Raw genomic sequence first — 24,459 nt, 5'->3', positions numbered from 1 at the left:
ATTTGGCGTGACCTGATGATCGGGCAGCTCGGTTGGCGGTTTCGGCATGATACGGGCTCCTGAACCTCGGGCTCTGATATTGAGCTTAACTCACTGAGCCGGTGTATGGATGCAGGTTGACACACAGGGCGGCCAGCCTCCAGCTCACCACGCGGCACGCTCTGCATGGCGCCGCGGATGACCTCGCCGGAGTAGGCGCCGACGCTCAGGATGAAGGTCAGCGCGCCGAAGAAGAAGGGGTCACGTAGCAGCGGCCACAGCACGCTCTCGCGGATGCCGGGCACACCCTCCAGCAGGCGCCCTACGCCGTAATAGAAGAAGAACAGTTGCACCAGCAGCGGGGTGCCGCGGATCACGGTAGTAAATAGCGAGGTTAGCCAGGCCAGGGGGCGCGGGCCGCGCAGTCGGGCCAGAGCGACTCCCACGGCGAGCAGCAGGCCACCTACCGCTGACACCAGCAGTAGCCATAGCGTATTGACGAAGCCTTCCCACAGATAGCCTTGATAGAAGGGATCGCTCAGCCAGGAAAAGTCCATACTCAGGCCTCCGTGGGTTGGCCGCGGCGCACGTAGCGCTCGAGGCGAGCGAACAGCGCTGTCGAGCTTACCGTCATCAATAGATAGATGACGCCGGCGGCGGCATAGAAGAGGAAGTAGGCGCGGCTGCTGGCGGCGGCCTGTTGCACCGTGAAGAACAGCTCATTGAAGCCGATCACGCTGATCAGGGCGGTGTCCTTGATCAGTATCAGCCACAGGTTGGACATGCCGGGCAGGGCATTGGGCAGCATGCTCGGCAGCACGATGCGGTGGAAACGATCCCAGCGCGAGAAGCCGAAGGCATCGGCGGCCTCCAGCTGGCCCCGCGGAATGGCCAGGATGGCACCGCGGAACACTTCGGTCATGTAGGCGCCCTGAACGAAGGCCAGCACGCCGACGGCGGTGGCGAAGCCGGTTATCTGAACGGCGCCCTCCATGCCCAGGCGGGCCAGCAGGCCGTCCAGTGCCTGAGCCCCGGCGTAGTAGAGCAGGATGATCAGCAGCAGTTCGGGAATCGCCCGAATCAGGGTGGAGTAGGCGGTGGCCAGAGCGCGCAGGGGCGGCCAGGGGCTAAGCTTGGCGCCGGCGCCCAGCAGGCCCAGCAGCAGGCCGATGGCGTAGGCCAGCACGGCGATCTGTACCGTGGTCAGAGCCCCGCTCAGGATGGGGCCGGCCCAGTCGACCAGCCCCTCCGGTGTCATCGAAGTCATGGTCGAGGTTTTCCTTGGTCACGCAACAAGAGTGCCCCGGCGCTGCCGGCGCCGGGGGAAGGACAGCGGCATCGGTGGCTCAGTCGTAGACGCAGACGTCGGTGCCCAGGTACTGCTCGGAGAGGCTGGCGCAGGTGCCGTCCTCTATCACCGCGGCGATGGCCTGGTTGAGGGCCACCTCAAGCTCGTCGTCTTCCTGGCGCAGGCCGATGCCGACGCCCTCGCCGTAGGCCGCGTGGTGAGGTGCGGTGGCTTTCATTTCGAACTCCTCGGCCTCGTCGCGGGCCAGGAACTGGGCCATGGCGATCTGGTCGGCGAGGATCACGTCCAGGCGACCGGAGAGCAGGTCGTTGTTGACCTGCTCCGCCTGGTCATAGAGGCGGATATCGACGCCGTTGTCGCGCAGTGCGCGACGCGCATAGGTGGCGTTGGTGGTGGCGGACTGCACGCCCATTACCAGGCCGTCGAGATCGTCGGGGGGTGTCAGCGAAAGGTCGCTGGCGGCGACATAGGCACCCGGCGTGAAGTAGTAGGGGCGGGTGAAGTCGATGACCCGCTGGCGCTTCTCGGTGATCGACATCGAGTTCATGATCATGTCGATGCGCCCGGCCTTGAGCGAGGGGATGATGCCGCTCCAGCCCGTCGGTGTGATCTCGCACTGCCGATCCATGGCGTCACAGATCTCGCGGGCCAGCTCCACCTCGAAGCCGCTCCAGTCGCCGCTGGCGGCCTTGAAGCTGAAGGGCGGATAGGGTTCGCCGGAGATGCCGATCTTGAGCGGGTCGGCGGCCTGGGTGGCCTGGGCGAGGCCGAAGGCGGTCGCGGCGGTTGCTATCATCATCGAGACTTTCATGGGGGTCTCCTGTCGTTATTGTGGGAACGCCATCAGGCGGCGGGGGCGACGAACTGACTGCAGCGCGGATCCTCGAATACGGCTTCCGGCGTACCCGAAGCCGCGATGCGGCCCTGGTCGAGGTAGACCAGCTGGTCCGACACCTCGCGGGCGAAGTGCATCTCGTGGGTGACCAGCAGCATGGTGCGGCCCTCGTCGGCGAGGCCGCGGATCACGCCGAGCACCTCGTTGACCCGCTCGGGGTCCAGTGCCGAGGTGGGCTCGTCGAACAGCAGCAGGCGCGGCTCCATGGCCAGGGCCCGGGCGATGGCGACTCGCTGCTGCTGGCCCCCGGAGAGGAAGGCGGGGTAGGCATCGCGGCGGTCGGCCATGCCGACCCGCTCGAGATAGTGTTCACCCAGCGCGGTGGCTCGCCGGCGGGAGAGTCCCTTGACCCGCATGGGGGCCTCGATGACGTTGCCGAGTACGGTCAGGTGGGGCCAGAGGTTGAACTGCTGGAAGACCATGGTGACCTTGGCCCGCAGCCGCTGGAGCTGTTGGCGATCGAGCCCGGTGATATCGCCCTCGGGGTTGCGGGTGAAGCGAATCGCCTCGTCGGCGATGGCCAGTTCGCCCTGGTCGGGGCGCTCGAGCAGGTTCATGCAGCGCAGCAGGGTGCTCTTGCCCGAGCCACTGGCGCCGATGATGGAGGTGACGGTGCCTTCGGCCACCTCGAGGGAGACGCCCTTGAGCACCTCCAGCTCGCCGAAATGCTTGATCAGTTGATGGGCCGCCACCGCCGGGGCGGTGGTGGTGCGGTCAGGGAAAGCGGCATTGAGCGATGATGTCATAGGCAATCGGCCTCCGTGGCCGGGGTCGGTGGCAGGGCATGCGGATCGCGCTCGCACAGGGCGCGTTCCGCGAAGGAGGCCAGCCGTCGGCTGGCGGCGGCGAGACGCTCGGCGTCCACCGTCAGGCCGAGGCGCACGAAGCCGGCTGCCGAGGGGCCGAACGCCTCGCCGGAAAGCACCGAGATGCCCTCTTCATCGAGCAGACGGTCGGCGAATGCCTGGGAGGAGAGGCCGGTGGCGCGGATATCCACCATCAGGAACATGCCCGCCGGGGGGCGAACCGCGGTGACCGCCGGGCACTCGGCCAGGGCCTCGCAGACGACATCGCGGCGAGTCCGGTAGGTCTCGCGCATCTCCGCCAGCTCATGGGGAGGCGTCTTCAGGGCATCGCAGGCGGCGTCCTGAATGAAGTCGGGGCAGCCGTAGAGCATGCACAGGGCCAGATGACTCAGATGCTGGATCAGCGCTTCCGGCCCCAGCACCCAGCCCAGGCGCCAGCCGGTCATGGCGTGGGACTTGGACAGGCTGCTGACCACCACGCTGCGTTCCGCCATGCCGGGCAGTCCGGCGGGACAGAGGTGCTCGCCCTCGAAGATCAGCTCGGCGTAGACCTCATCGGAGATCAGCCACAGGTCGTGGCGGCGGCATAGCTCAGCGATGGCGGCCCAGGTGTCGGCGTCGATCAGCTGCCCGCTGGGGTTGTGGGGGCTGTTGAGCAGCAGGGCCCGGGTACGCGGGGTGATCGCCGCCTCCAGCGCGGCGGGATCGAGGCGGAAGCCCGCCTCGCCATCCATTGGCACCTGTACCATCTCGGCGCCGGTGGCGCGCAGCACCGCCTCGTAGGTGACGTAGCAGGGCTCGGGGACCAGCACCTCGTCGCCGGGATCCAGCAGGCACTGGGCGGCGGCGTAGAGGCCGCACTGGGCACCGGCCGTGACGATGAGGTTGTCGGGGCCGACCTCTAGCCCCTGGCGGCGGTAGTCATCGGCGATGGCCTGACGCAGTGCCAGCTTGCCTTGCACATCCGAGTAGTGGGTGGCGCCACCGCGCAGGCTGGTCACCGCGCTCTCGACGATCGCACCCGGGGTAGCGAAGTCCGGGTCGCCCACCGAGAGGATGGTGATATCGTCGCCATTGGCCTGACGCGCCAGGGCGCGGTAGTGGATGTCCCAGGCCGCGGCGCCTTCGCCGGCGATTCGGTCGGTCAGTTGTGAGTAGCGCATTTCGGTCTCGTTATTGTCGGTCGGGCTAGAGGGTCTGCAGGTCTGCTGGTGTGTGGTCGGCGAGCCGTCGGCACTCGGCCTGCCAGGCGCGGCCGAGGCCTGCGGGGCTATCGGCCCAGGCCTCGTACTGGCGGGCGACATGCTCGGCCATCGCTGAGGAGGCCATCCGCAGCGGTCGGCCGGTGGCCTGGGCGGCCAGCTGGGCCTGGCAGCTGCGCTCCAGGTCACGCATCACTAGGAAGGCCTCGCCGACGCTGCGCCCGCAGGTCAGCAGGCCGTGCTGGCGCAGGATCATCGCGCGGTGGGGACCGAGGTCGGCGGCCAGGCGCTCGCGCTCGTCGAGGTCCAGGGCGATGCCCTCATAGTCGTGATAGGCCAGCCGGTCGTGGAACTGCAGCGCCCACTGGTTGAGCGGCAGCAGACCCTCCTCCAGGCACGACAGGGCGACGCCGGCGACGGTATGGGTATGCAGCACACAGACGACCTCGGGGCGGGCGTCGTGGAGCGCGCTATGGATGGTGAAGCCGGCCGGGTTGATGCCCAGCCCGGTGGGGTCGTCGAGCACCTCGCCATCGCCACTCACCGTGACCAGGTTGTCCTCTCGCACCTCCTCGAAGCGCAGCCCGAAGGCGTTGAGCAGGAAGCGGTCGTCGCTCAGGCGTGCGGAGACATGGGTGGAGATGCCATCGTCCATGCCGTCCAGCGCGATCAGCCGGTAGGCGGCGGCCAGGTCGCGGCGGATGGCGAGTTCGTCCATTTGGTGGCCGCTCACAGGCTCTGCTCCACGGCACTCAGGGCGCTGTCGCCGTCGCGGGTGGTCACGCCCTCCAGGAAGGTGGCGACGCGCTCGGGGTGGTTGACCAGCCAGTCGTGAGCCACCTCCTCGAGGTCGCCGTTTTCCAGGCTGTAGGCGCGAATGAACTCGCTCTGCTCGTCGGCCGAGAGCACGAACTGATCGAGCAGCCTGAGCATGTTGGGGTTGGCCTCCGCGTAGGTCTTGGAGACGATGGTCTTGACGTCGCTGCTGCCGTTGTCGTCGCCGTAGACCCCCTCTGAGTCGTCGAGGATACGGGTATCGTACTCCGGCACCATCCAGTGAGGCGTCCAGCCGTAGAAAAGGATCCAGCGCTCCTCCTGTACGGCCCCCTTCACCTCGCTGAGCATGCCGGGCGTCGAGGAGGGCTTGCCCTCCCAGTCCCCCAGCCCGTGAACGTCGGCGTCGATGGCAGCATTGAGCATGTCGGTGACCGTGGAGCCGTTCTCGATGCTGTAGACGCGGTAGTCGAAGCGCTCGGCGATCTCCGGATCGGCCAGCTGCTCGGCATTGGTGATACCGGCATCGGCGACGTAGCCGGGTACCGCGAAGCCCATGCGCGCGCCGTTGACGTTATTGCCCAGGTCGACGATGGCGCCATTCTCCATGGCGGCGTCGTAGCTCTCCTGCTGGGCGGGCAACCAGCCGGCCAGGAAGGCGTCGGCCTCGCCACTCTGCAGGACCTGGTAACCGACCGTGGAGCTGACCTCCAGGGCGTCGACCCGGTACCCCAGGGGCTCGGCGAGCTGTGCGAAGATTTCTGACTTGACCGTGATGCCGGGCCAGGGTGGCGCGACCAGACGCAACTCCTCGTTGACGTCCTGTGTCGCCTGGGCCGACAGAGGTAGCAGACCGGCGAAAGCCAGGCTGGTGACTAGGGTCGTGTTACGCATGTCAGGTCTCCTCAAGTGTTATTGGGTAGCGTCTCGGGTTACAGGGCGGCGACCCAGGCCGTGGCATCCACCTCGATCAGCAGGGGTGAATCATCCGCGCCGAGCTCTGCCAGGGCCTGCCCCAGGGCGGCGGGGTCACCCACGCTCCGGTAGCGGCACGCGTAGCCGGAGGCCAGCGCCTCGAAGTCCGGGGCGGCCAGGTCGACCCCGAGATGGGGTACCTCGCTCATCGACATGTAGCGCCGAATCTCGTCATAACCGTCGTTGTTCCAGATCACCACGGCCACGGCGCGACCGAGGTCGCGGGCGGTGCCGAGCTCGCCGAGCACGAACTGGAGCCCGCCGTCGCCGATCAGTGCCACCACCGGGTGTTGCGGCTGGGCCAGGGCGGCTCCCAGGGCGGCGGGCAGACCGTAGCCGAGGGTGCCGAAGCCGGTGGCGGCATTGAACCAGCGTCGCGGGGCCGGCAGCGAGGCCAGGAAGTTGCCGGCATAGACCGGGCCGGTGGAGTCGCCGACCACGATGGCCTCGGGAAGCACCTCGCGCAGAGTGGCGTAGAGCGGCACATAGGGGGCGAGTTCCGGGTCGTCGGCGAGTGCCAGCTCGTGGCGTACGGCGGCGGCCCGGGCTGCACCGTCGCGGCGGGTGGCTGCCGGCAGATGCTCGAGCAGTCCGTTCATCGCCTGGCCGGCCTCGGCCAGGATGGCCAGGTCGGCGGCCTGGTTACGGCCCAGTTGCTGGGGGTCGATATCGATGCGAATCAGCCGGCCATCGAGCCGGAAGCCCTCATCGGTGTACATGTCGTAATCGGTTTCGCCCAGCTCGGTACCGATCGCCACGACCACGTCGGCCTGGGAGGCCAGTCGGCGCGCGGCGGGCAGGCTCGCGGTAGCCCCCAGATCGAGAGGGTGGTCGAGGCCCAGCACACCCTTGGCGTTGATGGTGGTAAGGGCCGGGGCATCGAGGTGCTCGACCAGTCGACGGGCGGCCTTCGGCGAGGCGGCGGTGCCGCCCCCGAGAAGCAGCAGCGGACGCTGCGCGGTAGCCAGCCACTCGGCGGCCATCTCCAGCGCGGCGGGGGCCGGGGCCGGCGGGAAGGTCCGTGCCGGAACGGCAGCTGCCTGCGGCGCCGGGGCGGTCATCACATCCAGCGGAATCTCGATATGCACCGGGCCCGGCCGTGCGGAGGCGAAGATCGCGAAGGCGCGGTTCAGGACCTCGGGCAGCGCTGCCGGGTCGAGGAGGGTGTGGCTGAAGAGGCTGACGCCGGCCAGGGTCTGACTCTGGTGTGGCATCTCGTGCAGCCGCCCCTGGCCGCGACCCAGGGTATGGCGCTGATTGACGCTGGAGATCACCAGCATCGGCACCGAATCGGCCAGGGCCTGGCCCATGGCGGTGGCGATATTGGTCATGCCCGGGCCGGTGATGATGAAGCAGGCCGCCGGCTTGCCGCTGGCCCGGGCATAGCCGTCGGCCATGAAGCCGGCCCCCTGCTCATGGCGCGGAGTGACATGCTGGATCCGGCCTTGGCCCAGCGCACGGTAGAACTCGACGGTGTGTACCCCGGGGATGCCGAAGGCGGTGTCGACACCATGCGCCTCGAGAAGGCTCAAGAGCTGCTGAGCACAGGTCTGGCTCATTGCGGCGTCTCCTCGGGCAGTGACTCCTCGGGCAGTGGCTCGGGAAGCCCGCCGTGGGGGACTCGGCCGAGTACTCTCTCCACCATCGGAATGAAGTATTCCAGGGGCAGGGTGTCGTAGTCGGGGTCGAAGCTGGCCTGGTCCCACTCGTCACAGAAACGCACGGTTCGCTCATAGGCCGGGTGGTCGCGGTACTGCTCTCGCGCGTGACGGTCCTGCCCGAAGAAGTGCCGGTAGTGATAGCCCTGAAAGAGTTCGTGGTGGCGGATCATCCACGCATTGAGCGGATCGATAAAGGGCTCGAGGATGGCCGCCGCGATATCGGCATGGTTGGCCGGTGCCAGATCGTCACCGATATCGTGGAGCAGGGCGCAGACCACCATCTCCTCATCGGCACCGTCGCGCAGTGCACGCGTTGCGGTCTGCAGGCAGTGTTCGTAGCGATCCACCGGGTAACCGTGGTGGTCGCCCGCGAGGTTGTGCAGATGGGCCAGCACCCGGCGCGGGGCATCGTCGATGTAGTCGCGAAAACGGGCGTCGATCAGGGCCCACTCGTCGCGCTGGGCCTCACCGAAGTTTCGAAAGCGAGCTTGTTTCATGCGGGCTCTCCCTTGGCCTGTGAAGTGGCGAGATGCTCTCGCAGGGTGCGGCGTCGGCTGGCGGTGCTGTCCCGGTCCACGTACCCCTGGCGCATATGGCGTACGCCGCCAGCGAGCTGAAAGGCGCTACGCCCATGGAGCAGGCGGTAGTTGTCCATGATCAACATCTGGCCGGGGTCGAGCTTGAGGTGCAGGGTCAGCTCCTCGCCGGTGATCAGCCGGTAGAAGGCCTGGCGTGCGGCGTAATAGGCCTCGAGCTCCTCGGGGGGAAGTGCAGGCACCTGCTCGGTGCGGTTGGAGTAGCGTACCCGTACCGGAGTGCCGTGGCTGTCCAGCTCGATCAACGGCCCTTCGCTCTCCAGATGGGTGTCGTCATCGTGATAACGGAAGCCGGGCGTGACCCGGGTCAGCGTGGCGTAGGCCTCGGGGTCGCGCTCGCGCAGCAGGCGAGCCGCCATGAAACCGTCGGCCAGGGTGCTGTCGCCACCATCGGCGGCATTGGTCAGACAGTGCAGCCAGATGTAGCCGGGGATGGGGTCACGATAGGGGTTGTCCGTGTGGGGCTCCAGGCCGCGCTGCGTCATGGTCAGGTCATAGGCATTGGCCACGGACTTGACGTCGGCGATGCCACCCCAGTTGGTACGGCGCAGCGGGCCGATGCGGTCGATCAGGGACTGCATCCCATCGGCCTGCGCCGGCACCCCGGAGACGATCACGAAGCCATCGCGATGGAGGGCTTCCAGCATCTCCAGAAGGGCCGAGTCATCCTCGCGGGCCGCGTCAAAGTCGGCCTGGGGAAGCGGGGCGCCGGCGGCATCCCACAGCCTTCTGGGAGGATCGCTGGGCATATCCCTGAGCAGCGTGTCGAGATCGAAGGCCGTGCGATGACCATCGCTGAAGCACAGCTGGAGCCGGTTATCGGTTACCTCCGCGGACTCGATCGACAGCGATAACGGCAGCTCCGCCGCCTCGATCAGGCGTTGGCCGGTACGTGGGTCCAGGGTGTCGGCGTCGGGGCTGCGCTCGCGCAGCCATAGGGCGGCAAACTGGCGCTGGTGTCCGTCATGCTCGATCGCCAGATGGCGGCGATTGGCAAGAGGCGTGACGTGAGTCATGGCGGTATCTCCACGGGCTGTGCTAGAGGTCGCCCTCTACCCTAAGCCTCTCTGCGGCATGCGACTTGATTAAATTGGCCATAAAGTTGACCATGTTGGCCATGTTGGATGCTGTCGAAGAGCTGTGGCCCTACCCGCGCCCCGACTCCCCTCCCTTGCTGACCCCGGAGCAGGCCGAGCACACGCTCAATGTATGGCTGGTGCCGCGCTTCTCCATGCTGACCCTGTTCTGTCTGCTGGAGCCGCTTCGGGTGGCCAATCGCTTTGGCCGCGACCTCTTTGCCTGGCGGCTGCTCTCGTCGGATGGCGAGGCGGTCGTGGCGAGCAATGGCGTGCGTATCGACGTGGATGACACCATCGCCTCCCTGGACGATGCGGCGAGGCTGATGGTGGTGTCGTCGTATGATGCAGAAGCAACGGTCAGCTTCCAGGATCGCGCCATATTGCGGCGCATTGCGGCCCATGGCGGATGGCTGGGCGGCCTGGACACGGCCCCCTTTATCCTGGCCCGGGCGGGAGTGCTCTCCGGGCATCGGGTGGCGCTTCACTGGGAGAGTGTCGCGGCCTTCCGCCGAGAATTTCCCGACCTCGAGGTCAGTCCGGGCAGCTATGAAATGGATGACACGCGCCTCACCGGGTCGGGGGGTGCCGCCGGTATCGACATGATGCTGACCTGGATCGAGCAGGCCTATGGGCCGGCGCTGGCGGATGCTGTCGGACTTCAGCTGATCCACCAGAGGCCCCGTGGGGAGGGGGAGAAACCCCAGTTGCGCTACGGTGAACTGCCGCGTGGGGTGGTCCGTGCCCTGGCGGTTATGGAGGCCAATCTCGCCAAGGCGCTGTCGATTCCCGAACTCTGTCGGCTGGTGGGACAGTCCCAGCGTCAGCTGGGACGCCTGTTCCGGCACCATTTCGGCGAAACGCCACAGCAGAGCTACCTGGGCATGCGCCTGGATCGCGCCCGCCAGCTGCTCACCGATAGCCAGTGCCTGGTGACGGAGGCGGCGCTGGCCACCGGCTTTACCCAGCCGGCACACTTCACACGAGCCTATCGTCGCCGGTTCGGCGAGGCCCCCAGTGTGACGGCAGAGCGCAGGCAGGGATGAAAGCCGACCCTGCAAGGGCGTAGCCCGCCGGCTGTGCTACGGTGTCATTGTGGCTGAAGCGCCATCACAGGTGATCAAGGGACGGAGGCTGTGATCAGTGCAGAGTCAGATGGATTCAGGGCAGGCAGGCGCCGAGGCCATTCCCGATTCGGTGCGTTGGCGTATTCTGGTGGTGCTGTTGGCCGCGATCGCCATGTCACTGATCAGTGTCAGCATCGTCAACGTCGCACTGCCTTCCATCCAGCAGGGGCTGGAAGCCAGTCAGTCCGACCTGCAGTGGGTGCTCTCCGGCTATGCGCTGACCTTCGGCGTGGTACTGGTGCCGGCCGGCCGCGCCGGCGACATCATGGGCCGTGGCGGCATCTTCATTATCGGCGTTGCGGTATTCACGGCGGCGTCCATTGCCGCGGGGCTGGCCTCGGATGCCACCTGGCTCAACGTCGCCCGCTTTGTTCAGGGCGTCGGCTCAGGGCTGCTGAACCCCCAGGGGGTGGGCATGATTCAGCAGTACTTCCGTGGCGCCGAGCGTGCCAAGGCATTCGGCTACTTCGGCAGTGCGGTGGGGGTATCGGTAGGCATCGGCCCCGTGATTGGAGGCCTGCTGATCATGCTTGGCGGCGCTGACCTGGGCTGGCGGCTGACGTTTCTGATCAACGTGCCTATCGGTATTGCCACCCTCATCATGGCCTTTGCCTGGTTTCCAAAGCCACTGTTCAATCGCGTCCCGGGGAGGACGGCAAGCGCCTCGCAGCGTGCCCTGCGCACCAGCCTGTATATGGCCCGCAAGCTGGACCCCGTTGGCTCCCTGTTGCTGGGGCTCGCCGTCTTCGCCGTGCTGTTTCCATTTATGGAGGCGCGCGCTTCGGCGCTTACCTGGCTGCTGCTGCCGCTGGGACTCATGCTTGTCGCGGCCTGGGTGCGCTGGGAGCGCTACTATGCCCGCCTGGGGCGTAGCCCCATGGTGGATCTGAATATCTTCTCCACTCACAGCTTCACCAACGGTGCGCTCATCATGACGCTCTATTTCACGGGCATGACCAGCATCTGGGTGCTGGTGGCGCTGTATCTGCAGCAGGGCCTCGGCAAGTCTGCACTCGAGGCCGGCCTGGTCGGTGTGCCGTCGGCGTTCATTTCCGCCTATGCGGCACGCTGGGCCGGTCGCCGGGTGATGAGGTACGGCCGCAGGGTGGTCATTGGCGGGCTGTTTTTTGCCATTGCCGGCCTTGCGGCGAGTATTGCGGTCATCCTGCTGCATCAAGGTGGCTATCTCAGCGTGTGGTGGTTGGTGCTGTCGCTATCGCTGATCGGGGTGGCGCAGGGCTCCGTGATCAGTCCGAACCAGACGCTGACCCTGGCAGAAGTCCCCCTGCAATATGCGGGAAGCTCCGGTGCCATCATGCAGACCGGCCAGCGTATCGGCACCTCGATCGGAATCGCCGTGATCACGGCGGCGGTATTCATGGCGCTTGGCGCGACCTCCTGGTCGATCGCCGTATCCATTGGATTTGGCTTGATCGGGCTGGTCATGTTCGGCGCCCTCGCGGTCGCGTTCAAGGATCAGCGTGACCGAGCGAGAGCCCGGTAGACCACCCATCGTAGCTAGGCATCCGGTGAGAGCACCTCGTTGACGCTAACACCCAGCAGGCCTTGAAAGTCCTCGAGGTCATCCCAAGGTGGTCTCACACGGCCTCTTTCCGAGGTCGGCCATGGCGGTTTCGCCGTGGCAGCGCGTTTTGCTGAAATTGATCACGGATTCACAGGAGGTGATTGAATGTCAGTCAAGACATCCGAGCGCATGCTTCAGGAGAGCGCCAACCCGCATCATGTCGTCGATTCACCGGACCCCCAGAGCCGCGTAAGGAGCGCGCCGTGCCCGGGGGATGACCCCTATCCCACGCGCCTCGCCGAGCCCTTCGACATGCCCTGGTTGAACCGCCGTGAAGCGGTGGTGAAGGGCAGTGCCGAGGATGGTCCCCTGAGCCGGCAGCAGCTCGACGAGTTCGACCGCAAGGGGTTTCTGTTCGAACCCAACTTTATCGCCGGCGAGGAGCTCGAGGAGCTGCGTCGAGAGCTGGCGGTGCTGCTGGAGAACCCCAGCTACCGCAATCGCGACTTCAGCATCACCGAGCCCTCCGGCAAGGAGATTCGCTCGCTGTTCGCGATGCACTTCCTCTCCGAACGCTTCGCCCGACTGGCCCAGGACGAGCGCCTGGTGGGCCGTGCCCGCCAGATCATCGGCGGAGAGCCCTATGTGCACCAGTCGCGCATCAACTACAAGCCGGGCTTCGAGGGCAAGGGCTTCAACTGGCATTCGGATTTCGAGACCTGGCACGCCGAGGATGGCATGCCGGCCATGCATGCGGTCAGCGCCTCCATCGTGTTGACCGACAACCACCACTTCAATGGCCCGCTGATGCTGATTCCCGGCTCCCACCGGGTGTTCATTCCCTGTCTCGGGGAGACGCCGGCCGCCAACCACCAGCAGTCGCTGAAACAGCAGGAGCTTGGGGTGCCGAGCCGAGAGGCGCTCTCCCGGCTGGTCGAGCGTCACGGTATCGAGGCGCCCACCGGTGCCGCCGGCGGTCTGCTGCTGTTCGACTGCAACGTGCTGCACGGCTCCAATGCCAATATGTCGCCAGACCCGCGCAGCAACGCCTTCTTCGTCTACAACCGCCGCGACAACCGCTGTGTGGCGCCCTTCGCGGCACCCGGACGGCGACCGGGCTTTCTGGCCCATGAGCCCGACGAGGCGTGGTCACCGGAACAGCCTTGAGCGGTGCCGCCATCTGCGATAGTACTGCCGCTCTGCCGGCTCCGGTGTGGTGTGTGCCGCCGTCTGCGATAGTACTGCCGCGCTGTCGGCTCCGGTGTGGTGTGTGCCGCCGTCTGCGCTAAACTGTGCGCCTGTCGCGTTCGCGGCACACCCAGAGAAGGAGAAGATGCGCCATGCGCTTTGTGCCCCACTTCATCGATGGCCAGGCCTATGCCGAGCGACTCGGCAAGATCGTCTGCGTCGGTCGCAACTACGCCGAGCATGCCCGGGAGCTCGACAACCCGGTGCCCAGTGAGCCGCTGCTGTTCATCAAGCCGGCCACCAGTGCCGTGCCGCTGGAGTCGCCCATCGCGGCGCCTCACACACACGGTGAGGTCCATTACGAGACGGAGCTGGCACTGCTGATCGGTGAGGAGCTCAGCCACGTGACCGCCGGGGAGGCGGAGCGCGCCGTGGTGGGTATCGGGCTGGCCCTCGACCTGACCCTGCGCGATGTCCAGTCGCGGCTCAAGGAGAAGGGACACCCCTGGGAGATCGCCAAGGCCTTCGATGGCGCCTGCCCGCTGTCATCCTTCCTGCCGCTCTCCCAGGTGCCCAACTGGAGCGCGCTCTCCTTTACCCTGGAGATCGATGGCGAGCCTCGTCAGCAGGGCGAAGGGGCCGATATGCTCTTCCCGGTGCCGACCCTGCTGGCCGATATGAGCCGTCACTTCACCCTGCAGCCGGGCGATGTGGTGCTGACCGGCACGCCGGCCGGGGTAGGCCCGCTGGTCAGCGGTGCCGAGCTGCGCTTCACCCTTACCGGCGGCCTGGAGGTCACCACTCGGGTGGAGTAGGGGCACGCCATCAGTTGTGAGAGTGCAGAGAAAAGCGCCCCGCCGTGAATATGAACGGCAGGGCGCTTTTTCTGTCTCTGGTTCTGTCCATGGAAGGGGGCGAGCTACTCCAGGTAGGTATAGCCGGAGAGCCCCTCGGAGAGATCGTCGAGGAAACGCTGCTGCTCGGCCTCTTCCAGGCCGCTGGCGGCTAGCTGTTCGGCCAGATGGCGGCGCAGCACCTCGGCGTCGAAGTTGACGTAGCTCAGCACGTCGGCCACCCGATCGCCCTGCTGGATATGGCTCAGGCTCCAGCTGCCGTCCTCGTTGAGGGTGGCATCCACCGAGTCGGTGTCGCCGAACAGGTTGTGCAGGTCGCCGAGGATCTCCTGGTAGGCGCCCACCATGAAGAAGCCCAGCAGGCGCTCGTCATCCTCCTGCCACTCCGGCAGCGGCAGGGTGGTCTCCACGCCCTGGCCATCCACGTACCCGTCGATGCGGCCGTCGCTGTCGCAGGTAATGTCCTGGATGACCCCCCGGCGTACCGGCTCCTGGTCGAGTCCGGTGAGCGGCATCACCGGGAAGATCTGCTGGATGCCCCAGACATCGGGTACCGACTGGAACAGCGAGAAGTTGACGAACAGCTTGTCGGCGAGCTTCTCGGCCAGCTCATCACCGATCTCGCGATGCACGCGATTGCGCGTGTCCAGGCGTGCGCGCAGCCGGGCGCAGGCCGCGAAGTAGACCGCCTCGCCCTCGGCCCGGGCGGTGATATGGGTCAGCCCCATGACGAAGCGCTCATGCAGGTCGCCCATGGCCTGGGCAAGGTCATGCCAGGCCTCGACCAGACCGCGCTGGTCGGGGGAAGCGCCGAGCAGGTCGTGGACCCGCCACAGCTCGTCGACCTGGGAGTCGCCTTCGACCCGGCGCTCGGGAGAGGCATCGCTGACCCGTTCCTCGCCGATCACGTTGGTGATGAGGACGGCGTGGTGGGCGGTCAGCGCGCGCCCCGATTCGCTGATCAGGTGGGGCTGGGGCAGGTCATTCTCCTGGCAGGCCAGGCGGAAGGCATAGACCACGTTACGGGCGTACTCGAGCATCGAGTAGTTGGCCGAGCAGAAGCTGCGCGAGCGGGTGCCTTCGTAGTCGACGCCCAGGCCGCCGCCCACGTCCACGGTATCCACCGGAGCGCCCAGCTCCACCAGGCTCTGGTAGAAGCGCGCACACTCGCGCAGGCCGCGCTGGATGTCACGGATATTGGCGATCTGCGAGCCCAGGTGGAAGTGCACCAGCTGCAGACTCGCCAGGGCGTCGGCCTCGCGCAGCCGCTCCACCACCTCGAGAATCTGGCTGGCGGTGAGGCCGAACTTGGACTTCTCGCCGCCGGTATTCTGCCAGCGCCCGCGGCCCACGGAGGCCAGCCTGGCGCGTAGTCCGATGCGTGGCGTGACGCCGAGCGCCGCGGCTTCCTCGAGGATCAGCGGCAGTTCTGAGAGCTTCTCCACCACCAGGTAGACGCGATGGCCGAGCTTCTCGCCCATCAGCGCCAGGCGCACATACTCGCGGTCCTTGTAGCCGTTGCAGACGATCAGCGAGTGGCCATCGCCGGAGAGCGCCAGCACGGCGAGCAGTTCCGGCTTGCTGCCGGCCTCGAGCCCCACCCGGTCGCGGCCGCGCTCGGGGGTGGCGAGGATCTCCTCCACCACCCGGCGCTGCTGGTTGACCTTGATCGGGTAGACCGCCGTATAGCCGCCGCCGAAGGACTCCTCCTGCATGGCGGTATCGAAGGCGTGACAGAGCTGCTCGACCCGGTCGTGGAGGATGTCGATAAAGCGTACCAGCACCGGCAGGCGCAGACCGGCGGCCTTGAGCTCGCTCACCAGGTCGTTCAGCGGCAGGGTCGGGCCCTCGGTCTCGCTGCCCAGGGGACGCACTAGGGCATGGCCGGCATCATCCACATCGAAGTAGCCGCTGCCCCACTGGTCGATATTCCAGACGCGCCGAGCGCGCCGGGCGGGGCCGCTGGCGCTGGCCATGGAGAGGCTCATGAGCCTGCCTCCGGAAGGGGCAGGGTGGGCTGCTCGATGCGCGCCTTGAGAATGGTGCGGAAGCGTTCGGGATCGTGAGGCGTCAGGTCGTGGGCCGGCGGGTCCACATAGACCACCAGCAGGCGCGAGAGCCAGTAGCGCAGCGCGGTCATGCGCAGCATCATCGGCCAGACATCGCGCTCGGCCGCTGTCAGCGGGCGGTGCGCCTGATAGGCGGCGAGAATGGCGTCATGGCGTTCGGCGTTCAGGCTGCCGTCCGCGTCGCAGGCCCAGTCATTGATGACGATGGCCAGGTCGAACAGCAGGTCGCCGGTGCAGCCGTTGTAGAAGTCGATGATGCCACCCAGGCGATCACCAACGAACAGGGTGTTGTCGCGGAACAGGTCGCCGTGGAGTGCCCCCTGGGGTAGCTCGGGACCGCTGCTGAAGATGTCTTCATAGGTCTCCACCTCATCCTTCATCAGCGTCTGGTCGGCGGCGGAGAGGTAGCCATGCACCTTGGGGTGCAGGGCCACCAGCCAGTGGAGGTCGCGCGGATTGGGGCGATGGCCGGTGAAGTGCTGCGAGATGGCGTGCAGGCGCCCCAGCACGCTGCCCAGCTCACGACACTGGGCCAGATTCGGTTCGAGCGGGTGCTTGCCGGGCAGCCTCGGGAACAGCAGGGCCGGCTTGTCGGCCAGGCTATGCAGGGCCACGCCCTCACGGTCGTGCAGGGGGCCGGGCACCGGCAGGCGATGCTCGTCGAGGTAATCGAGCAGCTCGACAAAAAACGGCAGTTCCTCGTGCTCACCCTGCTCGAACAGGGTCAGCACCAGCTCTCGCTGGTCGGTGGTGACGAAGAAGGTGCTGTTCTCGGTACCAGCGGGAACGCCCTCCAGGGAGACCAGTGAGCCGGCGTCGAAGCGGCTCAGGAAGGCCTCGACCTGGGACTCGGTCAGCGGTGTGAATACGGCCATGTGTCTCTTACCCGGGTATGCCAAGCCGCCTATTGTAGCGACTTGCGAGTGTGATGCACGCCTCGCATGGCCGTCAGGAGATTGAACCGCCCGAGGCTTGTCCCCGGCGCCTCTCGCTTTGCCGGCGATAGCGGCTTTCATCATTCAGAAGGTCTGCAGCACCCATTCGGGCACGGCGATGCGATCGCCCTGCTGGCGTTCGAAGTTGCCGTCGCCGTCGCGGTCGACCAGATAGTAGGAGGGGCCGCTGGAGGGGCGGATCTCGATGGCGTAGAGCTCCCCATTGACCCGGTACTCGCGGATGATGCGCTCCTCTTCCTGACGGATGGTGATGTCCGGTGCCAGTTCGTCATTGGGCTGGGCCAGGGCCGGCACGGCAGCGGCGAGCGACAGGCCCATGGCCAGCAGCGCGGCGGCAAGCGAGGGAAGTGTGTTCATGATGATCTCCAGTCCGCCGGGGCGGTGAGATGGTGTGTGTCCCCAGTGTAAGGGGTCGTCGCCTTCGCGCCCACCGGTCGCGGCAAAACGGCCGCGCTATGCGTATCATGGTTGATCAGAATCACTCTCCGCTCAGCTTCAATGGATGCCTCCATGGCCGATAGTCCCATCGTTCTCGTCGACGGTTCCTCCTACCTGTACCGCGCCTTCCACGCCCTGCCGCCGCTGACCACCTCAGAAGGCCTGCCCACCGGGGCGATCAAGGGCGTGCTCAACATGCTCAAGCGGCTGATCAAGGACTACCCGAACAGCCCCATGGCGGTGGTCTTCGATGCCCCGGGCAAGACCTTTCGCGATGAGCTGTTCGAGGAGTACAAGGCCCAGCGGCCGCCGATGCCGGATGAACTGCGCGATCAGGTCCAGCCGCTGCACGACTGCGTGAAGGCATTGGGCCTGCCGCTGCTGTGCATCGAGGGGGTCGAGGCCGATGATGTCATCGGCACCCTGGCCCGCCAGGCCACCGAGGCGGGTCGCGATGCGGTGATCTCCACCGGTGACAAGGACATGGCCCAGCTGGTCAATGCCCATATCACCCTGGTCAACACCATGAAGGACGAGACCCTGGACGTCGGAGGCGTCAAGGAGAAGTTCGGCCTGCCCCCGGAGCTGATCATCGACTTCCTGGCCCTGATGGGGGACAAGGTGGACAACATTCCCGGTGTCCCCGGGGTGGGCGAGAAGACGGCGCTGGGGCTGCTGCAAGGCATGCAGGGCGGGCTCGATGCCATCTATGCCGACCTGGACGCGGTCAAGGCGCTTGGTTTCCGTGGCGCCAAGACCCTGCCTAAGAAGCTCGAGGAGCACCGCGACAAGGCCTTCCTCTCCTATCGGCTGGCGACCATCAAGACCGACTGCGAACTGCCGGTGGGGCTCGATGATCTGGAGCTCGCGCACCCGGACCGCGAGACGCTGCTCGAGCTCTATCGCCGTTTCGAATTCAAGGCCTGGCTGTCCGAGCTGCTGGAGGGCCGGGACGAGGGTGTCGACGACGTCGCCGGTGGCACCACGACCCCGGAGGTCGCCGAGGAGGGCTCCGCCGGCGGCGCGCCACGTGAGGATCATGTCATTGTCGAGCAGGCCGAGCTGGACGCCTGGCTCGAGCGGCTGCAGAGCGCCGAGGCCTTCTGCTTCGACCTGGAGACCACCAGCCTGAACTACATGGAGGCACAGATCGTCGGCATCGGGCTGGCGCTGGAGGCGGGGGAGGCCGCCTATATTCCCCTGGCCCACGACTACCTCGACGCCCCCGGGCAGCTCGATCGTGACGCCGTGCTCGCCGCCCTCAAGCCGCTGCTGGAGGATGACGGCAGAACCAAGATCGGGCAGAACCTCAAGTACGATATCTCGGTGCTGGCCGGTTATGGCATTCGGGTGGCCGGACCGCTCGAGGACACCATGCTCGAGTCCTATGTGCTCGACTCCACCGCCACCCGTCATGACATGGACTCCCTGGCGCTCAAGTACCTGGGCGAGAAGACCACCCCCTTCGAGGAGATCGCCGGCAAGGGGGCCAAGCAGCTCACCTTCAACCAGGTCGCCCTGGAGCAGGCGGCGCCCTATGCCTGTGAGGATGTCGATATCACCCTGCGCCTGCACCACGAGCTGCGCCCACGGCTCGAGCAGCAGGGGCGTCTGCGCCAGGTGCTCGAGACGGTCGAGCTGCCGCTGATCCCGGTGCTGTCGCAGATGGAGCTGACCGGCGTGGCCCTGGATCCGCAGCGCCTGCACGCTCAGAGCCGGGAGCTCGAGGCGAGAATCAACGAGCTGGAGGCCCGTGCCCATGAGCTGGCCGGCCGCGAGTTCAACCTCGGCTCTCCCAAGCAGCTGGGCCAGATCCTCTTCGAGGAGCAGAAGATCCCGGTGCTCAAGAAGACCCCCAAGGGGGCGCCGTCCACCGCCGAGGCGGTGCTCGAGGAGCTGGCCCTGGACTATCCGTTGCCCAAGGTGATCATGGAGCACCGCGGCCTGGCCAAGCTGAAGTCCACCTACACCGACAAGCTGCCGCGCCTGGTCAACAAGACCACCGGGCGGCTGCATACCAGCTATCACCAGGCGGTCACCGCCACCGGGCGACTCTCCTCGAGCGACCCCAACCTGCAGAACATCCCGATCCGGAACGAGGAGGGGCGCAAGATCCGCCAGGCCTTTATCGCCCGGCCCGGCTATCGCATCGTCGCCGCCGACTACTCCCAGATCGAGCTGCGCATCATGGCCCACCTCTCGGGGGACAAGGGACTGCTGGCGGCCTTTGCCGAGGGGCGTGACATCCATGCCGCCACCGCCGCCGAGGTGTTCGGCGTGGCCCTCGACAAGGTGACGGCAGACCAGCGGCGCAGCGCCAAGGCGATCAACTTCGGGCTGATCTACGGCATGAGCGCCTGGGGGCTGTCGCGGCAGCTGCATACCGAACAGAGCCAGGCGAAGGTCTATATCGACCGCTACTTCGACCGCTACCCCGGGGTGGCAAACTATATGGAGCGCATCCGCGCCCAGGCCGCCGAGGATGGCTTCGTCGAGACGGTGTTCGGTCGGCGCCTCCATCTGCCCGAGATCCGTTCCCAGAATCGTGCCCGCCGTCAGGGCGCCGAGCGTACCGCCATCAATGCTCCCATGCAGGGCACGGCCGCGGATATCATCAAGCGTGCCATGATCGAGGTGGCCGCCTGGCTGCAGGAGGGGGAGATGGATGCCTGGATGGTGATGCAGGTCCATGACGAACTGGTGTTCGAGGTGGCCGAGGCGCGGGTAGAGGAGTTCAGCGAGCAGGTGAAGGCACGCATGCAGGCCGCCGCCGAGCTCGACGTGCCGTTGATCGTAGAGGCCGGGAGTGGCGCGAACTGGGACGAGGCGCACTGACGCGACTCCCCACCCAAGCAGCAAGGCCCGCGGCGGATGCCGCGGGCCTTGCCGTTTAACTCGGTGTGTCAGCGAGGAGCCCGGAGGTAGGTCGTTGAGAAGGTCCTACCACCGGATCAGCTCCGAGCGCTGGATCAGCGCCAGCCGACGCGATCGAAGATCTTGATCGCTTCGGGGTTGTTCTCCCCCAGCTTGCTGATGTTGAGGCCATCCTTCTTGAAGTCGCCCCAGGACTCGAGCACCGGGTTCTTCTTCACGCCCTCGACCACCGGGAACTCGTAGTTGCCGTTGGCGAAGATCTCCTGGGCGGTATCGGAGGCCAGGAACTCGAGGAAGCGCACGGCGTTCTCGCGGTTGGGAGCCCCTTCGACCACACCGGCGCCGCCCACGTTGACATGGGTGCCGCGGCCATCCTGGTTGGGGAAGATCACGCCGACACGGCGGGCGACCTCACGATCCGCCTCGTCGTCGGAGTGCAGCAGGCGCACATAGTAGTAGTGGTTCGCCACCGCCAGGGAGCACTCGCCGCTGGCCACGCCCTTGATCTGGTCGGTGTCGCCACCCTCGGGGTCGCGTGCCATGTTGGCCACCACGCCCTGGGCCCACTCCTCGGCGCCCTCGGCGCCATGGTGCTCGACCAGTGAGGCGAGCAGCGACTGGTTGTAGATATTGTTCGAGGAACGGATGCACACCTGGCCCTCGAACTTCGGATCGGCGAGCTCCTCGTAGCTGCCGATCTGGCTCGGGTCGAAGTTCTCGCGGTCATAGAAGATGGCGCGGGCGCGCTGACTGAAGCCGAACCACAGCCCCTCGGGGTGACGCATGGCCTCCGGCAGGCGCTCGTTCAGCATCTCGGAGTCGACGCTCTGGAAGATATCCTCCTGCTCGGCGCGCCACAGGCGGCCGGCGTCCACGGTGATCATCACGTCGGCGGGGCTGGCCACGCCCTCGCGGGTGATGCGCTCGATCAGCTGATCCGAATCGCCCTCCAGCAGGTTCACTTCGATGCCGGTCTCCTCGGTGAAGGCCTCGTAGAGCGCCTCGTCGGAGTCGTAGTGGCGTGCCGAGTAGATGTTCAGCTCGTCGGCAGAGACGGCGGTAGCGAAGGCGGAGCCGGCCAGCGCGACGGCGATGGGGGCGGCGAGACGAGCGTTCTTGATCATCATGACCTCTTGGTTTTCTGGCAGAGCCGCTAGGTTTCTGGCAGAGCAGCGATAGTGGAATGATAATACGTTGCATTAATGGCCCGCTTATTGAAGCCCCGTACATCGGTGGCGTCAAGGGGGAGGGCGGCGATTCCTTGCGTTGAAGCAGAGAAATGTTGAATGCGAGTCGCTTTCAAACGCATTAGCGCTCGTGATCGGTTATGATGGGGAGACCTCCACCGACACGACGTCGAGGGCCCCAATGAACCTGAATCTGCAACAGTCGCACGCCATTTCCGCTCCGGTACTCTCCATGCAGGGCATTCACCACGCCTTCGGCAAGCACGAGGTGGTGAAGGGCATCGATCTGGACATACGGCCGGGTGAGGTGGTCTGCCTGCTGGGCCCTTCGGGCTGTGGCAAGACCACCCTGCTGCGTATCGCCGCGGGCCTCGAGAAGCTACAGCACGGTCGCGTGGTCCTGGAGGGCGATGAGGTAGCCCGCCCTGGCGGGCGTCACCTCCCCCCCGAGAAGCGCAGCGTCGGCCTGGCCTTTCAGGACTCCGCGCTCTTTCCCCACCTTTCCGTGCTGGAAAACGTGACCTTCGGGCTCAAGCATCTGTCGGCAGGCGAGCGCCGTCGGCGTGCCCTGAGGCTGCTCGAGCAGCTGGGGATGGGCGCCCGGGCCGAGGGCTATCCCCACATGCTCTCCGGGGGCCAGCAGCAGCGCGTGGCACTGGCTCGTGCGCTGGCGCCGGAGCCGCACCTGATGCTGCTCGACGAGCCCTTCTCCAGCCTCGATGCGCGGCTGCGTGACCAGATTCGCGATGACACCCTGCACGTGCTCAAGGAGGTCGGGGCCGCCACCCTGCTGGTGACTCACGACCCGGAAGAGGCGATGTTCATGGCCGACCGCATCGCCCTGATGCGTGATGGCCATATCGTTCAGGTCGGTACGCCACGCGAGCTCTACTGCAACCCCAGCGACCCCTTCGTGGTGACCTTCTTCGGTGAGGTGAACGAACTCTCCGGGGTGGTTCGCGACGGCAAGGTGCTGACACCGGTGGGCATCGTGGATGCCGGCTGGCTGGCCGAGGGCAGTGAGGTACGCGTGCTGGTGCGACCGGAGGCGTTGCAGGTGGCGAGGCTGGATGTGCCGGCCGAAGCGCACAGCCACAGCCATATCGTCATGGCCAAGTTGCTGGGGCGCAGCAGCCTGCTGCATATCTGTGCCCACGACTCCGACGGCGATGAAGCCCATATCCATGCGCGGGTGCCAGGGGTCTTCCTGCCCGCCGAGGGCCAGCCCGTGACACTGCGGCTGGACCCCTCCCAGGTATTTGTCTTTCCCTTGCGCTCCTCGTCACTTTCCGCCGCCGGGGCGCGAGCGGCGCATGGCGAGGCTGAGCAGGATCACCGGGACTATGCCTACCACCACGATGGCCAGTGAGGCCGTCGAGGCCTCGGCGAGACGCTCGTCTGCCGCCAGGTTGTGAGCGCGTACCGCCAGGGTATCGAAGTTGAAGGGGCGCAGGATGATGGTCGCCGGTAGCTCCTTCATCACATCCACGAAGACCAGGATGCAGGCCGCCAGCAGGCTGCCGCGCATGATCGGGGTGTGCACCCGCTTCAGTGTGCCGGTGGCGGTCTGGCCCAGGGTGCGAGAGGCGGCATCCATGCTCGGCGTCACCTTGCCCAGGCTGGCTTCCACGGCGTTGAACGAAACCGCCAGGAAGCGCACCACGTAGGCGTAGATCAGGATAAACGCCGAACCGCTGAAGATCAGTCCGATCACCTCGCCACCGCGCGACAGCAGCCAGGTATTGAGGGTGTTGTCCAGCCAGGCGAAGGGGATCAGGATGCCTACCGCGACCACCGACCCCGGGATCGCATAGCCCATGGCCGAGATACGCGTGGCGGTTCGGGTCAGTCGAGTATTGTTGAGGCGCACCCCGTAGCTGAGCACTACCGCCAGGGTGACCGCCACCAGCGCAGCGATCGAGGCCAGCAGCAGACTGTTGCGGGCATAGCCGATAAAGCTCTTGCCGAAGAGCGAGTCACCCTGCTGGATAGCCAGCTCGGCGAGGATGCCGCTGGGGATCAGGAAGCCGCCCAGGATCGGCAGCAGGCAGGCCAGGAAGGCGCCTGCCGAGGCCCAGCCGCCGAGGTGGAACTCCGGCAGCTGTTGATAGCGGCTGGAGGTGTGGAAGTAGCGCCGCTTGCCCCGCGACCAGCGCTCCAGCAGCACCAGAGCGATCACGAAGGTCAGCAGGCAGGCGGCGAGCTGGGCGGCGGCGGCCTGCTCGCCGAGGCCAAACCAGGTGCGGTAGATGCCGGTGGTGAAGGTGTCCACGCCGAAGTACTGTACCGCGCCGAACTCGTTCAGCGTTTCCATCAGGGCCAGTGATACGCCGCCCACCAGTGCCGGGCGCGAGAGAGGAATCGCCACGCTCCAGAACAGCTGCCAGGGGCCGCGGCCCAAGGTGCGACCCACATCCAGCATGCACACCGACTGCTCCATGAAGGAGGCGCGTGCGAGCATGTAAACGTAGGGGTAGAGCACCAGGCTGATCAGCGTTGCCGCCCCGCCCAGCGAGCGCACCTCGGGGAACCAGTAGTCCCCGAAGCCCCACCCGAACAGGTCGCGCAGCCACCCCTGGAGGGGGCCCGAGAACTGCAGGAAGTCGGTATAGGCGTAGGCGATCACATAGGTCGGCACGGCCAGCGGCAGCAGCAGCGCCCACTCGAACAGTCGTCGCCCCGGGAAGCGACACATCACCACCAGCCAGGCGGTACCGGTACCGATCACCAGGGTGCCGATGCCCACCGTGATGACCAGGAACAGGGTGTTGGCCAGGTAGCGGGGCAGCACCGTGCTGGCCAGGTGCTGCCAGACGCCACCGGTGGGCACCAGGATATGCGCCAGTACCGCCAGCACCGGCAGAGCCACGACCAGCGCGACCCCGAGCAGCAGGGCGGTCCATGGAGTGAATGAGGGGATCAGTCGGCGTGAGAGAGTGGGCAGGTCGCCGCTGGCAGGTCGAGACAA

General features: G+C 66.5%; 21 protein-coding genes. 6 read left to right on the top strand and 15 right to left on the bottom strand.

Annotation, left to right across the window (positions count from 1 at the left end; genetic code table 11):
- The 10 genes from IOC61_RS02765 to tmpA all read right to left on the bottom strand — a co-directional run.
- Positions 1-536, bottom strand: a 536-nt coding sequence (locus tag IOC61_RS02765; RefSeq protein ID WP_195687352.1) for an ABC transporter permease subunit, incomplete at its 3' end; no start/stop codon positions are given.
- A gap of 2 nt (positions 537-538) precedes the next feature.
- Positions 539-1,246, bottom strand: a complete 708-nt coding sequence (locus tag IOC61_RS02760; RefSeq protein ID WP_195687351.1) for an ABC transporter permease — start codon at positions 1,244-1,246, stop codon at positions 539-541.
- 79 nt (positions 1,247-1,325) lie between these two features.
- A complete protein-coding gene (locus IOC61_RS02755; RefSeq protein ID WP_229332882.1) occupies positions 1,326-2,099 on the bottom strand; it encodes a transporter substrate-binding domain-containing protein in 774 nt (257 codons plus the stop codon).
- Positions 2,100-2,131: 32 nt separating this feature from the next.
- Entirely contained in the window at positions 2,132-2,929 is a 798-nt protein-coding gene (locus tag IOC61_RS02750; protein ID WP_229332881.1) for an amino acid ABC transporter ATP-binding protein, read from the bottom strand.
- Entirely contained in the window at positions 2,926-4,152 is a 1,227-nt protein-coding gene (locus IOC61_RS02745; RefSeq protein WP_195687350.1) for a pyridoxal phosphate-dependent aminotransferase, read from the bottom strand. Before IOC61_RS02745 ends, IOC61_RS02750 begins: the two co-directional genes overlap by 4 nt.
- A gap of 25 nt (positions 4,153-4,177) precedes the next feature.
- Positions 4,178-4,909, bottom strand: a complete 732-nt coding sequence (locus IOC61_RS02740) for a class II aldolase/adducin family protein (protein ID WP_195687360.1) — start codon at positions 4,907-4,909, stop codon at positions 4,178-4,180.
- 11 nt (positions 4,910-4,920) lie between these two features.
- Entirely contained in the window at positions 4,921-5,859 is a 939-nt protein-coding gene (locus tag IOC61_RS02735) for a glycine betaine ABC transporter substrate-binding protein (RefSeq protein ID WP_195687349.1), read from the bottom strand.
- Between the two features lie 38 nt (positions 5,860-5,897).
- A complete protein-coding gene (locus IOC61_RS02730; RefSeq protein ID WP_195687348.1) occupies positions 5,898-7,499 on the bottom strand; it encodes a 5-guanidino-2-oxopentanoate decarboxylase in 1,602 nt (533 codons plus the stop codon).
- Positions 7,496-8,098 carry an HD domain-containing protein gene (locus tag IOC61_RS02725; protein ID WP_195687347.1) on the bottom strand — a complete coding sequence of 201 codons (603 nt, stop codon included), beginning with the start codon at positions 8,096-8,098 and terminating at the stop codon, positions 7,496-7,498. Before IOC61_RS02725 ends, IOC61_RS02730 begins: the two co-directional genes overlap by 4 nt.
- Entirely contained in the window at positions 8,095-9,213 is a 1,119-nt protein-coding gene (gene tmpA / locus IOC61_RS02720) for a TauD/TfdA family dioxygenase (protein ID WP_195687346.1), read from the bottom strand. The genes IOC61_RS02725 and tmpA overlap by 4 nt, the downstream gene beginning before the upstream one ends.
- 101 nt (positions 9,214-9,314) lie before the next feature.
- On the opposite strand from tmpA, the gene IOC61_RS02715 reads away from it, so the two are divergent.
- The 4 genes from IOC61_RS02715 to IOC61_RS02700 all read left to right on the top strand — a co-directional run bounded on the left by IOC61_RS02715 (position 9,315) and on the right by IOC61_RS02700 (position 13,928).
- Positions 9,315-10,319 carry a GlxA family transcriptional regulator gene (locus IOC61_RS02715; protein ID WP_195687345.1) on the top strand — a complete coding sequence of 335 codons (1,005 nt, stop codon included), beginning with the start codon at positions 9,315-9,317 and terminating at the stop codon, positions 10,317-10,319.
- Between the two features lie 97 nt (positions 10,320-10,416).
- Positions 10,417-11,904: an MFS transporter gene (locus IOC61_RS02710; RefSeq protein WP_311432321.1), complete on the top strand. Its 1,488-nt coding sequence runs from the start codon at positions 10,417-10,419 to the stop codon at positions 11,902-11,904.
- Between the two features lie 186 nt (positions 11,905-12,090).
- The gene (gene thpD / locus IOC61_RS02705) at positions 12,091-13,092 is read left to right on the top strand and encodes an ectoine hydroxylase (protein ID WP_195687344.1); all 1,002 of its coding nucleotides are present in this window, start codon (positions 12,091-12,093) and stop codon (positions 13,090-13,092) included.
- 173 nt (positions 13,093-13,265) lie between these two features.
- Positions 13,266-13,928 carry a fumarylacetoacetate hydrolase family protein gene (locus tag IOC61_RS02700; RefSeq protein WP_195687343.1) on the top strand — a complete coding sequence of 221 codons (663 nt, stop codon included), beginning with the start codon at positions 13,266-13,268 and terminating at the stop codon, positions 13,926-13,928.
- A 104-nt stretch (positions 13,929-14,032) separates the two neighbouring features.
- Here IOC61_RS02700 and speA read toward each other — a convergent pair whose 3' ends face one another.
- From speA to IOC61_RS02685, 3 genes are all read right to left on the bottom strand, one after another.
- On the bottom strand, positions 14,033-15,943 hold the full coding sequence (gene speA, locus IOC61_RS02695; protein WP_409228551.1) for a biosynthetic arginine decarboxylase: 1,911 nt from the start codon (positions 15,941-15,943) through the stop codon (positions 14,033-14,035).
- Positions 15,944-15,951: 8 nt separating this feature from the next.
- Positions 15,952-16,911 carry a homoserine kinase gene (locus IOC61_RS02690; protein ID WP_195687341.1) on the bottom strand — a complete coding sequence of 320 codons (960 nt, stop codon included), beginning with the start codon at positions 16,909-16,911 and terminating at the stop codon, positions 15,952-15,954.
- A gap of 144 nt (positions 16,912-17,055) precedes the next feature.
- Positions 17,056-17,349 carry a DUF2782 domain-containing protein gene (locus IOC61_RS02685; protein ID WP_195687340.1) on the bottom strand — a complete coding sequence of 98 codons (294 nt, stop codon included), beginning with the start codon at positions 17,347-17,349 and terminating at the stop codon, positions 17,056-17,058.
- A gap of 153 nt (positions 17,350-17,502) precedes the next feature.
- Here IOC61_RS02685 and polA point away from each other — a divergent pair, with 153 nt between their 5' ends.
- The gene (gene polA / locus IOC61_RS02680) at positions 17,503-20,265 is read left to right on the top strand and encodes a DNA polymerase I (RefSeq protein WP_195687339.1); all 2,763 of its coding nucleotides are present in this window, start codon (positions 17,503-17,505) and stop codon (positions 20,263-20,265) included.
- Between the two features lie 134 nt (positions 20,266-20,399).
- Here polA and IOC61_RS02675 read toward each other — a convergent pair whose 3' ends face one another.
- On the bottom strand, positions 20,400-21,428 hold the full coding sequence (locus IOC61_RS02675) for a Fe(3+) ABC transporter substrate-binding protein (RefSeq protein WP_195687358.1): 1,029 nt from the start codon (positions 21,426-21,428) through the stop codon (positions 20,400-20,402).
- 244 nt (positions 21,429-21,672) lie between these two features.
- Here IOC61_RS02675 and IOC61_RS02670 point away from each other — a divergent pair, with 244 nt between their 5' ends.
- Entirely contained in the window at positions 21,673-22,860 is a 1,188-nt protein-coding gene (locus IOC61_RS02670; RefSeq protein WP_229332880.1) for an ABC transporter ATP-binding protein, read from the top strand.
- Here the strand turns inward: IOC61_RS02670 and IOC61_RS02665 are convergent.
- Entirely contained in the window at positions 22,774-24,459 is a 1,686-nt protein-coding gene (locus tag IOC61_RS02665; protein WP_195687338.1) for an ABC transporter permease, read from the bottom strand. The two genes, IOC61_RS02670 and IOC61_RS02665, sit on opposite strands and share 87 nt — an antisense overlap.

It is taken from the genome of Halomonas sp. KAO, assembly GCF_015595025.1.
Lineage (GTDB): Bacteria > Pseudomonadota > Gammaproteobacteria > Pseudomonadales > Halomonadaceae > Halomonas.
The sequence above is the reverse complement of the archived record's forward strand: the minus strand, read 5'-3'. Positions and strand labels throughout refer to the sequence as shown.